This window comes from Chitinimonas koreensis (assembly GCF_014353015.1).
GTDB classification, from domain to species: domain Bacteria; phylum Pseudomonadota; class Gammaproteobacteria; order Burkholderiales; family Chitinimonadaceae; genus Chitinimonas; species Chitinimonas koreensis.
This window is the reverse complement of sequence record NZ_CP060704.1, coordinates 1,261,927-1,276,320: the sequence shown is the minus strand read 5'-3', so window position 1 is coordinate 1,276,320 and position 14,394 is coordinate 1,261,927. Positions and strand designations below refer to the sequence as shown.

Here is a 14,394-nt window from a genome sequence, read left to right as displayed (position 1 = left end):
CCTCGGCAGGTCGGCCTCTGGTCGGCCGGGCTTCACGCCCGACAGCGCCGTCGATTCAACGCGCAGTCGGGCGTGAAGCCCGACCTACGGCCTCATCCATCCATGTAGGAGCGGCTTCAGCCGCGAACAGCCGTCGTGGACGCAACGACCATTCGCGGCCGAAGCCGCTCCTGCCGATCCCATCGTCCGCGGCGCTAGTCGCGCAGCATCTGCCCCACCGCCCGCTGCAGCAGCAGCATCGCCGGCAGGCCGGCCGCCAGCACCGTCCACCACACCGCGTCGCCGCCGTGGCGCGCGTAGATCTGGCTGGCCACCAGCGGCGAGCACAAGGTCGACAGGCTCCACATCGCCGAATACAGGCCGAAGTAGTGGCCGCTGCGGCGGCCCTCGGCGCGCTGCATCACCAGCACGCCCACGCTCGGCATCCACAGCATCTCGCCCAGCGTCCACACCGCGGTCGACAGGATCACGCCGGCCACCCCGCCGGCCAGCGGCAGGCAGCCGAGGCCGGCCACCATCAGCGCACAGCCCCACAGCATCTGCCGGCCAAGGCCGAAGCGCTGGCTCCAGGCCGTCAGTGGCAGCTGGAGCAGGCCGACCATCAGGCCGTTGAGGCCGTGCTGCCAGCCGACCTGGGCCGGCGTCAGCGCCAGGTGCTCGCGCAGGTAGGGGCCGTACATGCCGTTGACCTGGTCGTACATCATGCCCAGCGGCAGCGCGGCGGCCAGCAGCAGCAGGAAGGCGCGGTCGCCGTAGGGCGAGGCCAGCCCGCCGGCCGCCGCCGCCCCGGCCGCGGCGGCCGATCGCGGCGTGGCCGGCGGGGCCAGCTGCGCCAGCGCATAGGACAGCCAGCCGGCGGCGGCGAACGAGGAGGCGGCATCGAGCCAGAATACGTAGCGGTAGTCGAAGCCGGCCAGCATGCCGCCGGCGAAGCCGCCGACCGAGAAGCCGAGGTTGATCGCCACCCGGTGCAGCGACTGCGCGCGCGGCCGCTCCTCGGGCGTGCAGGCTTCCATGATCAGCCGCTGCACCACCGGCCGGTAGCCGGCATCGGCCGCGCCGCTGGCGAACAGCAGCAGGCCGAGCAGCCACGGCGATTCGACCTGGCCTAGCAGCACCAGCCCCAGGCCCGAGGCGACGAGGCCGCCGACCGCCAGCCGGCGCGGCGGAACGTGGTCGCTGGCCACGCCCATGCCGTAGGCGCCGGTCAGCGTGCCGGCGCCGTACAGCGCCAGCAGCACGCCGACGGTCTCGACCGGCAGGTGCAGCGCCTCGCGCAGGTAGATGGCCATGAACAGCTTTGCCATCACCCCCATGCGGTTGATGAAGGCGGTGGCGGCCAGGATCCAGGCCATCGACGGCAGCGTGAACAGGCGGGCGACCAGCGGGAACGAGCGGAGCGACAGGGCGGCGGTCATGGATCGGCGGAGCGGGCGGGAAGTGCCGGCAGCATGCCGCCGAAGCCGCGGCCGCGGCAGATACAGCGGGCCGCGCAGTCGACCGGCACAGCCGCAAGCCCTTGATTCGGATAGCGCTCCGGGCCGCTGTCACGGCCGCGTCATCGGGATTTCATATCATCGTTGGCTGATTTTGCCTCCGGAACCGCCATGCGCCTCACCCTCTCGCGACAACTGCTGCTGCTCACCCTGTTCACCGCCGGCGCGCTCGGCCTGGTGGTGCTGCTCACCGCCCACCTGCTCGGCGGCGTGCGCGCCACCTTCGGCCAGTACGATGCCGGCCAGCGCAGCGTCAACCTGCTGCTCGACGTCAAGGCCACCGCGCTGTCGGTGTCGCGCGCCGATCCGATCCTGGCCGAGACCGCCGGCCGGCTCGCCGCCGCCGACCGCGACATCCAGGCCGCCGCCGCCGCGCTGCGCCCGCTGCTAGGCCCGCAGCGGGCCGCCGAGCTCGACGGCGAACTGGCCGGCCACTGGCGCGAATACCTCAAGCAGTTCCAGAGCGCGGTCAAGATCGCCGAATCGAGCCCGCAGGATGCAATGTCGATCCCCGAGCAGATCTACGGGCTGCAGCTGGCGCCGATGATCGAATCGCTCGACCGCCAGGTGGCGGCCGAGAAGGCGAACGCCGCCGCGCTGCGAGAGGCGATCGGCAATCGCATCGAGGGCGTGTTGCGCGCGGTGCTGATCCCGCTGATCCTGGCCGCCGTGGTGGTGATCGTGTTCCAGGCCTTCTTCGGCCGCCGGCTCAAGCGCCGGCTGGAGACCATGGCGGCCGAGGCCGACATCCTCAAGACCGGCGACCTGACGCGCCGGCTGCCCGAATCGGGCGACGAGCTGGGCCGGCTGGCCGCCGCCTTCAACGGCTTCGTGGCCGAGCTGAACCGGCTGCTGGCCGAAGTCGGCCACGAGGTGGTGCGGACCCGCGCCGAGACGCTGCGGCTGGGCGAGCGCGCCGGCCGAGTCGGCGGCCATACCGCGCAGCAGAGCGAGGACGTCGGCCATATCGGCGCCGCGGTCGAGGAACTGAGCGTCTCGGTCGACAGCGTGGCCGGCTTCGCCCGCGATGCCGCCGCGGCGGCGCAGGACGCCAGCCAGCTGACCCGCAGCGCCGAGGAGAAGACCGCCGTCTCGCTCGCCGACATGCGCGCGCTGCAGACCAGCGTCGACAGCGCCGCCGCGACGCTGCTGCGGCTGGACGAGGCGACCGGCCGGGTCACCGCGGTCAGCGCGCTGATCCAGGAGATCGCCAGCCAGACCAACCTGCTGGCGCTCAACGCCGCCATCGAGGCGGCCCGCGCCGGCGAGGCCGGCCGCGGCTTCGCAGTGGTGGCCGACGAGGTGCGCAAGCTGTCGGAGCGCACCGCCGGCGCCACCGGCGAGATCGGCCGCATCCTGGCCGGACTGTCGGACAGCATGGCGACCGCGCGCGCCGCGATGCACGACGCGCACGACCGCGCCGAGGCCGAGGTGGCCCAGGCCGAGACCATCGCGGCCTTGATGAACGAGGTGGAGACCACGGTCGACCGGGTGCGCGGGATGATGCGCAGCATCGCCGACGCGACGGTCGAGCAGTCGCGCGCCGGCACCGCGATCGCCGGCGACGTGGCCGAGATCAACCGCTTGGCGCAGGAGACCGCGAGCGCGATGGCCGACACCGAGGCCGACGCGGCGCTGCTGGCCGAGGGCGCGGAACGGCTGGCGGCGGCGACGCAGCGGTTCAGGTTGGCTTAGGCGGGGTCGGCGCGGCACGCGGAAGCCGGGCGAGCGTTTGCCGATCGATGGTTCAGCCCGAACTACGCCTCATCTACCGGGCCGCTCTGCCATCCCCGGCCCGAGCTGCGCTCCATGGGCCAGCCCGCGCTCCGCTCCATGGGCCAGCCCGAGCTGCGCTCCATGGGCCAGCCCTTTTCCGGTAAAATCTCGGCCCTCTTCACCCGCTCGAAGCCCAAGCTCCCATGCCCACCCTTCTCAAGCTGCGCGGCGGTGTCGCGCTCTCCGCCTTCCGCCTCGAAAAACTGGTCAACGGCCTGAAGGCGGCCGGCGTCGGCGGCCTCGCGCCCTATGCCGAGTTCTGGCATTTCGTGGAAGTGGACGGCAGCCTCACCGCCGACGAGCAGGCCAGGCTTGAGCGCATCCTGGCCAGCGACACGCCGGCCGACCCGGCCCGCGCCGCCGGCACCATGGTGCTGGTCACCCCGCGCGTCGGCACCATCTCGCCGTGGTCTTCCAAGGCCACCGACATCCTCAAGCTGTGCGGCCTCGACAAGATCGTCCGCATCGAGCGCGGCATGGCGCTCCATGCCGGTCGCGACCTCGACGACGCCGAGCGCGCCAGCCTCGCCGCCGCCGCCCACGACCGCATGATCGAAGCGGTCTGGCCCGGCTTCGACGGCCTCGAAGCGCTGTTCAGCCACGCCGAGCCGGCGCCGCTGGCCAGCGTCGACACCCTCGCCGGCGGCCGCCCGGCGCTCGAGGCGGCCAACCGCGAGATGGGCCTCGCGCTGTCGGCCGACGAGATTGACTACCTGGTCGAGAACTTCGCCAAGCTCGGCCGCAACCCGAACGACATCGAACTGATGATGTTCGCCCAGGCCAACTCCGAGCACTGCCGCCACAAGATCTTCAACGCCGACTTCGTGATCGACGGCCAGGCGCAGGAGAAGTCGCTGTTCGGCATGATCCGCGACACCCACAAGGCCCACCCGCAGGGCACCGTGGTCGCCTACAACGACAACGCTTCGGTGATCGAGGGCGCGCCCATCCTGCGCTTCTACCCGCAGCCGGGCAGCGCGCAGTACCAGTACCACGCGCGGCCGACCCACATCCTGATGAAGGTCGAGACCCACAACCACCCGACCGCCATCTCGCCCTTCCCCGGCGCCTCGACCGGCTCCGGCGGCGAGATCCGCGACGAAGGCGCCACCGGCCGCGGCTCCAAGCCCAAGGCCGGCCTGGTCGGCTTCACCGTGTCCAACCTCAACATCCCCGGCTTCAAGCAGCCGTGGGAAGTCCACTCCGACACCCGGCTCGAGTACGGCAAGCCCGGCCGCATCGTCTCCGCACTGCAGATCATGCTCGACGGCCCGATCGGCGGCGCCGCCTTCAACAACGAATTCGGCCGGCCCAACCTGACCGGCTACTTCCGCACCTACGAAGAGCAGCACGACGGCGAAATGCGCGGCTACCACAAGCCGATCATGATCGCCGGCGGCCTGGGCAACATCGACGCCGACCACATCGGCAAGCACGACATCCCGCCCGGCGCGCTGATCATCGTGCTCGGCGGCCCCGGCATGCTGATCGGGCTGGGCGGCGGCGCCGCCTCGTCGATGGACACCGGCGCCAACGCCGCCGATCTCGACTTCGACTCGGTGCAGCGCGGCAACCCCGAGATCGAGCGGCGCGCCCAGGAAGTGATCGACCGCTGCTGGCAGCTCGGCGACAAGAACCCGATCCTCAGCATCCACGACGTCGGCGCCGGCGGCCTGTCGAACGCCCTGCCCGAGCTGGTGCACGGCGCCGGCCGCGGCGCGCAGTTCAAGCTGCGCGACATCCACATTGAAGAAAAGGGCATGTCGCCGCTGCAGATCTGGTGCAACGAATCGCAGGAGCGCTACGTGCTCGCGATCGCCGCCGACGACCTGGACGCCTTCCGCGCCATCGCCGAGCGCGAGCGCTGCCCGTTCTCGGTGGCCGGCACCGCCACGCTGGAGACGCGGCTCGAAGTCGCCGACGCCCACTTCGGCAACAACCCGGTCGACATGCCGATGGACGTGCTGCTCGGCAAGCCGCCGAAGATGACGCGCGACGTGCGCCGCCTCGCCCGCGAGCTGCCGATGTTCGACTCCTCGCCCTTGGATCTGCATGACGCCGCCTACCGCGTGCTGCGATTGCCGGCAGTGGCCGACAAGCGCTTCCTGATCACCATCGGCGACCGTTCGGTCGGCGGCATGACCGCGCGCGACCAGATGGTCGGTCCCTGGCAGGTGCCGGTGGCCGACGTCGCGGTCACCACCATGGGCTACGAGACCTACCTCGGCGAAGCGATGGCGATGGGCGAGCGCACGCCGCTGGCGCTGATCTCGGCGCCGGCCTCGGGCCGCATGGCGGTCGGCGAAGCCATCACCAACCTGGCCGCCGCGCGCGTCGACAAGCTCGGCGACGTCAAGCTGTCGGCCAACTGGATGGCCGCCGCCGGCCACCCGGGCGAGGACGCCAACCTGTACGACACGGTGCAGGCGGTGCGCGACCTCAGCATCGCGCTCGGCATCAGCATCCCGGTCGGCAAGGACAGCCTGTCGATGAAGACGGTGTGGCAGGACGAGGGCCAGGACCGCGCCGTGGTCGCCCCGCTGTCGCTGATCGTCTCCGGCTTCGCCCCGGTGGTCGACGTGCGCCGCACGCTGACCCCGCAGCTGCGCACCGACCAGGGCGACACCGACCTCCTGCTGATCGACCTCGGCAACGGCAAGTGCCGGCTGTCCGGCTCGGCGCTGGCCCAGGTCTACAAGCAGGTCGGCAACCATGCGCCCGACCTGGAGAACCCCGAAGCGCTGGCCGCCTTCTTCGCCGTGGTGCAGCAGCTGAACGCCGACGGCAAGCTGCTGGCCTACCACGACCGCTCGGACGGCGGCCTCTTTGCCACGCTGGCCGAGATGATGTTCGCCGGCCGCGTCGGCGTGACGCTGGACGTGGACGAGCTGTGCATCGAGCGCCGCCGCAACGAGCGCGAATACGGCGAGATCAATCCCGAATCGGTCGCCCGCGCCGAGAACGGCCGGCTGATGGGCGTGCTGTTCAACGAAGAGCTCGGCGCCGTGCTGCAGGTGCGCCGCGCCGACACCCACGCGGTGATGGCGGCCTTCTTCGCCGCCGGCATCCGCAGCCAGCTGCACGTGATCGGCACGCTCAACGACGACGACCGGCTCAAGATCAAGAAGCGCAACCGGCTGGTGTTCAACGAGAGCCGCACCGACCTCAACAAGGCCTGGTCCGAGACCAGCTGGCAGATGCAGCGCCTGCGCGACAACCCGGCCAGCGCCGACAGCGAGTACGCGCTGATCGGCCAGAAGCAGCGCGGCCTCTACGTCGAGCTGAACTACGACCCGGGCGAGGACATCGCCGCGCCCTACATCGCCCGCGGCGAACGGCCGCAGATCGCCATCCTGCGCGAGCAAGGCGTCAACGGCCACGTCGAGATGGCGGCCGCCTTCGACCGCGCCGGCTTCGCCGCGCGCGACGTGCACATGTCCGACATCCTGTCCGGCCGCGTGTCGCTCAAGGATTTCCAGGCCTTCGCCGCCTGCGGCGGCTTCAGCTACGGCGACGTGCTCGGCGCCGGCGAGGGCTGGGCCAAGTCGATCCTGTTCAACAGCCTGGCGCGCGACGAGTTCGAAGCGTTCTTCGGCCGCGCCGACACGCTGGCGCTGGGCGTCTGCAACGGCTGCCAGATGATGTCCAACCTGGCCGAGATCATCCCCGGCGCGCAGCACTGGCCCAAGTTCCGCCGCAACGCCTCCGAGCAGTTCGAGGCCCGGCTGGTGATGGCCGAAGTGCCGGACAGCCCCTCGCTGTTCTTTGCCGGCATGGCGGGCAGCAAGCTGCCGGTGGTGGTGTCGCACGGCGAAGGCCGCGCGGTGTTCGCCCAGGCGGCCGACCGCAAGGCCGTGCACACCGCCATGCGCTACGTCGACGACCGCGGCCAGCCGACCGAGGTCTACCCGCTCAACCCGAACGGCTCGCCCGACGGCGTGGCCGGCGTGACCACGCCGGACGGCCGCTTCAGCATCATGATGCCGCACCCGGAACGCACCTTCCGCGCGGCCACCATGAGCTGGCATCCGGAAAGCTGGGGCGAGGATAGCGGCTGGATGCGGATGTTCCGCAATGCGCGCAAGTGGCTGGGGTGAGCGGGATCGCTTGATCGCCAGCCTCTATTGCAAATGGAATGGCCCGCCTAGGCGGGCCATTTTCATGCCGGCGGCGAACCGCGGCGGCTAGTTCTTACGATGGTCAGGCAGCTGGACTAGCGAACACGCAGCCGTGTGGCGTACGACCAAGCCCCGTAGGAGCGGCTTCAGCCGCGAATGGTTGTCTTCAGCACTTGCGTCGGCGCGCCCGCTACCATTTGCGCGCCATTCCGCGATTCGCGGCTGAAGCCGCTCCTACAATGACTTGTCGCAACCCAGGCTTCAGCCCGCCCGACTTGGTAACGTTCGTGCGCGACGCGCAGCCAACACAACGACGGTCTGCAGCGCCAACAAAAGCAAGACGCCGAATACCGCCGTGCCGGCAACGTCGCCTGCGCGCCAGCACAGCAGCAGCGCCGAAGCACAGACGAGCAGTGCAGACAGCTTGCTGCCCCACCAATTCCAACGCTTGAGCCGTGTGGAAAGGAAGGGGCTGGATCGATTCAGCAGGCCCGCCACGGTTGTCGCAACCTTGACGGCGATGCCGAACACGAACAGCCAGCTCAACGCCGAAGCCGTTCTGAAAACCTGGAACTGAAGTTGACCTGCAATATCCATTGAATCCTCTCCCCCTGCGGCCGCGGATGAGGCCAGCACTCAAGATGTCTGGCGCCTTGACTCGATTCCGGACCGGACTAGACTAACCAAGCTTAGTCCACCGGAGCAAAACATGCAGACCGTCAACATCCACGAGGCCAAGACTCATCTTTCCCGCCTGCTGGAACAAGCCGCGCAGGGAGAACCGTTCATCATCGCAAAGGCCGGCAAGCCATTGGTCAAGGTTGTCGCGCTGGATACCCCGGAACCGCAGCAACAACGGCGCCTGGGATTTCTGGCCGGCCGTGTCGAAGTACCCGATGATTTCGACCAGATGGGCGCAGATGAAATCGGCCGGATGTTCGGGGACGAGACGTGAAGCTGCTGCTGGATACCCATCTGCTGCTGTGGGCGGCCGGCCAGCCCGATCGACTGCCGGCCGCGGCCCGCGTGCTACTCGAAGATTCCGAGCATACGTTGCTGTTCAGTCCGGCCAGCCTGTGGGAAATCGCCATCAAGCGCGGCCTTGGACGTAGCGACTTTCAGGTCGACCCGCGCCTGCTGCGGCGTGGCCTGCTCGACAACGGCTACCTGGAATTGCCGATCACCAGCGACCATACCGTTCATGTGGAAAGCCTGCCGCCACTACACAAGGACCCATTCGACCGCATCCTGGTAGCCCAGGCCACGGTCGAAGGCATCATCCTGCTGACCGCCGATCGCCAGATCGGCCAATACCCCGGGCCGATCCAGCTGGTCTGATTGCCGCGAGCCCGCATAGCCTCAGTGCGACCGCCCATCGAAATGGCTGACCGGCACGGCCGCCAGGTCGATGTCTTCCAGGCAGCGGATATTGACCGCCGCCATGCGATTGCCCTTCGGATCGACGCCTTCGCCGTAGGGATGGATGCCGCAGGTCGGGCAGAAGCGGTGCTGGATCACGTGCTTGTTGAAGGTGTAGGTGCTGGCGTCCGCCTCCGGCGTGGAGAGGCGCAGCGCGTCGCGCGGCACGAACCACATCAGCGCGCCCTTGCGCTGGCAGATCGAGCAGTTGCAGGACATGGCGCCGTCCAGCGTCCCGTCCACTTCGAAGGCGATGCGGCCGCAATGGCAGCTTCCACGGTAGGTCGTCATGCTGGTCTCCTCGGTTGGGTGCGATCGATTCTGTCGCTGATGCTGAGCGTAGCGATGCCTGGCGGACGCGGCAAATACTGCATCGGTGTGGCGACGCACCAGAGCAGGTAAACGATGGAGGGCGTAGGGATGGCTTGGAGACGTTGCTGCGACCAGACGTGGGTTTCGTCGGCGTCCAGCGTGAGATGCCGTTCGATCAATCCGGCTTGGATCGATCGGGTTTGATCAGCAAGACATAAGGTTCGACCGCCAAGGCCGCCGCGATCTTCTCGACGTTGTCGATCGACACGTTATTCATCGCGCGTTCGATCTGGCTGATGAAGGAACGGTCCAGCCCTGCAACGAAGCTCAACTGCTCTTGGGATAACTGCTTGGAGACACGCACCGACCGGACGTTGTAGGCCAGCACCTCACGCAAGGTCGTGGGGTTGTCGGTGGGTTTGGGTCCTCTGAGTGGCGCGGCCATACGGCATCGTCACGTTATGAGGCACTTGCATCCACTGAATATACATCCCATAATTATTGACAGAATCATCGGATCGCTCCGCCTGATTCGGCTTTGTCATGTGCGTATATACGAAATACAGAAGGGGAAGAACGATATGACAGTCGAACAATCTTTCTATACACCAGAGTCTTTATTCGTCCCGTCGCCGGATGCGCCACCTGGCCTGCATATCGACGCGCTGGAGTGTGCGCTGGCTAGGGCGCAAGCCGTGCTTCTCCTACTATCGCAGCAATACGATGGTGGCAGCGTGGATCACCTCGGCGGTGAAACACTGAGCTACGTGGTGGACGACATCAGAGGGAATTTGAAACTGGCACAGAAAATAATCGAAACAGCGTTCGAGCACTCTGGTAGGTTGGGCTGAGCGTAGCGAAGCCCAACGAACATGGGGTAAACGTTGGGCTTCATTTCATTTAGCCCAATCTACCAGACAGAATATAACAAATTCACTTAATATGTTTGATACTTGAAGCGTTAATACTTCTGAACTGATGTGCCACGGGATCCAATGCCGAAGACAATCCCCGATCAATAAATGCAACCTCAACACGCCACTTCTTTTCATTAGCCTTAATTAGTGGCGGCACGTAGTCAGCATCCCCAGCCACAAGTACAATAGTAGATGGTCCCTCATGCTCATAAAGCACACAAGCAATTTCAGTTATCAAGAATGCATCATCTTGTTTTGAACGAGTAACTCCACCACTTGAACTAAGATAGCCCCTCTTGACTGTAAACCCCTGATTCCGAGCAACCTCCCAAAAATAATCATCATCAGGGATCACCCCGGCTATATATGCACTCTTTACAAATCGATGATTTCCATCACCATCTTTCATTGCAGCCTCTAGCAAACGACCAAAATCAATCCTATAGTCCCGACCCTGCCCAGAGTTCTGAATGCCCCAGAACAAATTTTGATCATCAACAAAAACATGAACAAAATTGTTTTTCAACTCTGCATGTAACACCGCAGAGCCAGGCCGCACGCCAACTTCGACAGTCTTTCTTTTTGACTTAGCCACAATTGCCTCCCCCATTGGACATATAATCCACACCGTAACCACGCTGCGTTAATAGCATTGAGCCTTGCCTTTGAGATACTAGACGCTTAAAAAGAAATGGAAAGTCCTTCGAGCCTTTCTTTCTACTACGGATAGGTAACAGGCTGGTCCGACGCAGGTCATCGCATTTTCACCGCTGTCTCTGCAAACTCGGCGCCAACACCTTCAAAATCTGCGTAGTCAACGCACTGGTAAAGCTATACCCCGCCGCCTCCGGCCCCGCACATGCGCCGTCAACGTCCCGAAATACCGATCCCCAATATAGAACACAAACGTCCCCGACCGACTCACCACCCGCGAAGACAGCAACACCCCGCCCTTCCCATAAGTGTCGTAGCGGTGATCCCCGGTCCCCGTCTTCCCGCCCACCGCCAGCGGCTGCCCATTGGCATCCTTGAACACCCCGTTCAGCCGGCTCGCCGTCCCGCTCTCCACCACCGCTCTTAGCGCCTCCCGAGCCGCACGCGCCACCTCGGCCGGCAGCACCCGCTGCGGCAAGGCCGGCTGCCGCGCCAGCGCCGTCTCGTAAGGCGTGGCGGCGGCGAAATGCAGCCGTTCGATCCGGGTGGACGGCAGCCGCAAGCCGTCGTTGAGCAGGATGCCCATCAGCTCCGACAGCGCCGCCGGCCGGTCGGCCGAGGCGCCGAGCGCGGTGGCGTAGGACGGCACCAGCGCGTCGAACGGGTAGCCGACCCGCTGCCATTGCTTGAGCAGCCGGGCGAAGCCGTCGGCTTCCAGCATCTGGCGGATGCGGCTGTCCTGGGCGCGCTTCTGCCGCGGCTTGAACAGCCAGCTATAGGCATCCTGGCGCTCGGCGGCGCTGGCCTTGACCAGCTCGGCCCAGCGCGCCTGCGGATGCGCCTTGAGGTAGGCCGCCAGCCACAGTTCGAGCGGATGCAGCCGGGCCAGGTAGCCGCGGTCGCCGAGGTCGAACTTGCCCGGCGCCTGCTCCTCGTACAGCCGCGCCAGCTGCTGCGGGCTGGCGGCAGCGCCGTAGCGGGCCAGGAAGGCGGCCATGGCGGCCTGGTCGGCTTCGGGGTAGAGCGTGCGGAAGATGGTCGCCAGCGCGCGCGGCGTCTGGCGCGCGCTCTTCACCAGCATGGCGTCGACCTGGTCGGGCTTGAGGCCGCGGTACTTGTCCTGGTAGCGCTGCAGGAACACCAGCCCCTCGCGGTCGGCGAAACGGGCCAGGTAGGCCTGCCGGCGCGGGTCGCGCACGTCGGCCAGCATCGTCGCGGTCGAGCCGGTCAGCTGCTGCATGTGGTAGCGCACCACGTCGCGCATCAGCCGGATGAACACCAGGTTCACCGAGTTGCGCAGCGCCTCGCGCACGCTCATCACCCGGCCGTCGTCCTCGTGCTTGAAGTTCTCGAAGGTGTGCATGCCGCCGCCGGTGAAGAAGCGCTCGGCGGGGCTGGCCGAGTAGTTGCGCTCGAGCGCGCCGTCCAGCATCGCCGGCAGGCTGCGGTCCGGCGCGCGGGCCAGCCAGTCGCGCGCCCAGCGGCTGATCATGTCGGGCTCGTCGCCGCCGGCCTTGGCCAGTTCGGCTGCCGGCAGCACCGACCAGCGCGCGTGCAGCTCGGCCACCGCGTCGAGGTAGCTGACCAGGGTGCGCAGCTTGGCGGTCGAGCCGAGGTCGAGCTTGGTGCCTTCGTTGATGTCGAGCGGCTGGTCGTAGTTGTCGGTCTGCACCCGCACGCGGTTGAAATCGCGGCCGCGTTCGAACAGCACGAAGCTGTAGATCACCTTGGCCGGGTCGCCGCGCTCCAGGAGGCGCGGGCCGACCAGGCCGGCAGCGCGCGCGGTGGCCGGGTCGCGCAGGCCGCGCAGCACTTCGGTGACGGCCTGCTGCAGCTTGCCGTCGAGCGTGCTGTGCGCGGTCAGGTCGAGCCGGTCGAGTTCGTACAGCTTGTCGATGCCGAGCCGGCCGGCCAGGTCGATGCGGATGGCGTTGGCGGCCTTGTGCTCGACGAAGGCAGCTGGCGGCGGCGGCGGCAAGCGGCCCGGCACCAGCCGCTGCGCCAGCGCGGCGTCGCGCAGCGCCGGGGCGATGACGCCCTGGGCGGCCAGGATGCGCAGGTAGCTGTCGGTCAGCGATTCGAGCCGGCTGGCCGCGTTGCCGAGGTAATAGGACGGCCGCCGCTGCGAGATGATCAGGCTCAGCGCCTGCTTGAAGGCCAGCGCGCGGGCCGGCTCGTGGCCGCGGCCGGCCAGCAGCCGGTTCACCTCGGCGAAGTCGCGGCCGTACCAGGCCCACAGCCCGTCGCCGAGGCCGTTCACCTCGCCGTAGCCGGGCTTGGCGCTCAAGGGCACGGTGTTGAGGTAGTCGACCACGATGCGGCGCCGCGCCGGCCGGGTGTCCTCGCCGTCGAGGTAGACGCGCAGCGAGGCCGAGGCCATCTGCCGCAGCTTCTCGCCGGCGCTGTCGGTGCGGCCGCCGGGCGAGTGACGGTATTTCTCGATCTGGGTGGCCAGCGTGCTGCCGCCGGGGGCGTCGAGGTCGGAGTCGATCACCCGGCCGATCCGGGCGGCCACCGCCCAGGCCAGCCGGTCCCATTCGACTGCCGGGTTGCTGGTCGGCGCCTGCGGGGTGAGCAGCTCGCGGTTCTCGGTGAACAGCAACGCCTGCACCAGGATGGGCGGCACGTCTTCCATGCGGGTGTAGACGCGCTCGGGGTAGCGTGCGGCGAACAGCGGCCGGCCGTAGCGCTCCAGGATCGTCAGGCCGGCCTGCGATTTCTCCCGGTAGGGCGTGAACAGGCCGTGGTCGATCGCTTCGACCAGTTGCGCCGAACTGCGCGCCTGCGTCGTCACCGCATAGTCCTGGCCTTGCAGCCGCTTCAGGTAGCCCGGCAGCTGGCTGTAGCCGAGCCGCTGGTCGTAGGGGCCGTCGCCGGGGTAACGGATGTCCGGGTTGGCACCGGGCGCCGGGGCGAAGGCAATGTGGCGGCCGATGCCGGCCAGCCAGCGCGCCTGCAGCGGCGATTCGTTCATCTCGCGGCGGGCGGCGACGATGGCGGCGGTGAGCAGCGCGGCGATCAGCAGCAGGCCGATCGCCAGGCGCCAGCGGCGGCGATGGCGTGGCTTGGGCGCGGCGGCGGCCGGCGGGGCAAGCAGGGCGGGCAGCGGTTCGGCGGTGGGCTCGGTGACGGGCTCGGCGGGTGTTCCGGCAGGATCGGCTGGGGTGGTGGCGGTGGGTGCGCCGGCAGGCTCGTCGACAGATGCGAAGCCGGGTTCGATGGTCGGCGCAGGCGCGTCCTGATCGAGCGGCGGCGCCAACAGGGCGGGCAGCGGCTCGCCGACGGGCTCGCCGACAGGCTCGCCGGCCGGCGTTGCGGCAGGCTCGCCCATGGGCACCGCAACAGTCTCGGGCAGGGATTCGGCGCCGGGTTCGGTCGCCGCTGCGGGCGCGAGCGAAGGAGCGATGGGCCCGGCTTCGGGTGCCGCCGTCCGCTGCGGCTTCCGGCCGCGCTTCAGCAGGCGCTGGCCGTTGCCGGCTAGGAAGGCGGTCCAGAAGGCGCCGGGCGCCCGCGCCGCGGCATGCGGGCTGGGGCGGTAGTGCAGCCGTGCGGCGGCCGGCCTGGGCGCCGTCGGGGCATCCTCGCGGCGCCGCAGGAATGCATCGGGCCGCCGCCGCTGATCGCCGCGCTTGCGCCTCTCGCCATGGGCCTTGCCCTCCTTGGCCATGCAGTTCCCCCTCTTGTTTGCTTTATGGAATCACG

At 67.9% G+C, this 14,394-nt stretch carries 11 protein-coding genes; 5 read left to right on the top strand and 6 right to left on the bottom strand.

The genetic code is table 11. The annotated features are described in order from the left end of the window. Positions 1–194: 194 nt before the first annotated feature. Entirely contained in the window at positions 195–1,418 is a 1,224-nt protein-coding gene (locus tag H9L41_RS05410; RefSeq protein ID WP_051319390.1) for an MFS transporter, read from the bottom strand. A 189-nt stretch (positions 1,419–1,607) separates the two neighbouring features. Here H9L41_RS05410 and H9L41_RS05405 point away from each other — a divergent pair, with 189 nt between their 5' ends. Together H9L41_RS05405 and purL are read left to right on the top strand one after the other, a co-directional pair. Continuing rightward, entirely contained in the window at positions 1,608–3,191 is a 1,584-nt protein-coding gene (locus tag H9L41_RS05405) for a methyl-accepting chemotaxis protein (protein ID WP_028447946.1), read from the top strand. 224 nt (positions 3,192–3,415) lie between these two features. Continuing rightward, positions 3,416–7,369 (top strand): phosphoribosylformylglycinamidine synthase, encoded by a 3,954-nt coding sequence (purL, locus tag H9L41_RS05400; RefSeq protein ID WP_028447947.1) that lies wholly within the window; start codon positions 3,416–3,418, stop codon positions 7,367–7,369. A gap of 282 nt (positions 7,370–7,651) precedes the next feature. Here purL and H9L41_RS05395 read toward each other — a convergent pair whose 3' ends face one another. Next, positions 7,652–7,987 carry a hypothetical protein gene (locus H9L41_RS05395; RefSeq protein ID WP_028447948.1) on the bottom strand — a complete coding sequence of 112 codons (336 nt, stop codon included), beginning with the start codon at positions 7,985–7,987 and terminating at the stop codon, positions 7,652–7,654. 112 nt (positions 7,988–8,099) lie between these two features. Here H9L41_RS05395 and H9L41_RS05390 point away from each other — a divergent pair, with 112 nt between their 5' ends. Both H9L41_RS05390 and H9L41_RS05385 read left to right on the top strand, forming a co-directional pair. After that, on the top strand, positions 8,100–8,345 hold the full coding sequence (locus H9L41_RS05390) for a type II toxin-antitoxin system Phd/YefM family antitoxin (RefSeq protein ID WP_028447949.1): 246 nt from the start codon (positions 8,100–8,102) through the stop codon (positions 8,343–8,345). Then, on the top strand, positions 8,342–8,728 hold the full coding sequence (locus H9L41_RS05385) for a type II toxin-antitoxin system VapC family toxin (protein ID WP_028447950.1): 387 nt from the start codon (positions 8,342–8,344) through the stop codon (positions 8,726–8,728). Before H9L41_RS05390 ends, H9L41_RS05385 begins: the two co-directional genes overlap by 4 nt. 21 nt (positions 8,729–8,749) lie before the next feature. On the opposite strand, the gene H9L41_RS05380 is transcribed toward H9L41_RS05385, so the two are convergent. Continuing rightward, on the bottom strand, positions 8,750–9,100 hold the full coding sequence (locus H9L41_RS05380) for a GFA family protein (protein ID WP_028447951.1): 351 nt from the start codon (positions 9,098–9,100) through the stop codon (positions 8,750–8,752). Between the two features lie 196 nt (positions 9,101–9,296). Then, entirely contained in the window at positions 9,297–9,566 is a 270-nt protein-coding gene (locus H9L41_RS05375) for a helix-turn-helix domain-containing protein (RefSeq protein ID WP_028447952.1), read from the bottom strand. Between the two features lie 136 nt (positions 9,567–9,702). Here H9L41_RS05375 and H9L41_RS05370 point away from each other — a divergent pair, with 136 nt between their 5' ends. Next, positions 9,703–9,972 carry a hypothetical protein gene (locus H9L41_RS05370; protein WP_157462135.1) on the top strand — a complete coding sequence of 90 codons (270 nt, stop codon included), beginning with the start codon at positions 9,703–9,705 and terminating at the stop codon, positions 9,970–9,972. A gap of 82 nt (positions 9,973–10,054) precedes the next feature. On the opposite strand, the gene H9L41_RS05365 is transcribed toward H9L41_RS05370, so the two are convergent. Beyond that, positions 10,055–10,633: an NYN domain-containing protein gene (locus H9L41_RS05365; RefSeq protein ID WP_245589266.1), complete on the bottom strand. Its 579-nt coding sequence runs from the start codon at positions 10,631–10,633 to the stop codon at positions 10,055–10,057. Positions 10,634–10,852: 219 nt separating this feature from the next. Next, complete coding sequence (locus H9L41_RS05360; protein WP_265583940.1) at positions 10,853–14,359, bottom strand: transglycosylase domain-containing protein; 3,507 nt, start codon at positions 14,357–14,359, stop codon at positions 10,853–10,855. Positions 14,360–14,394 lie beyond the last annotated feature (35 nt).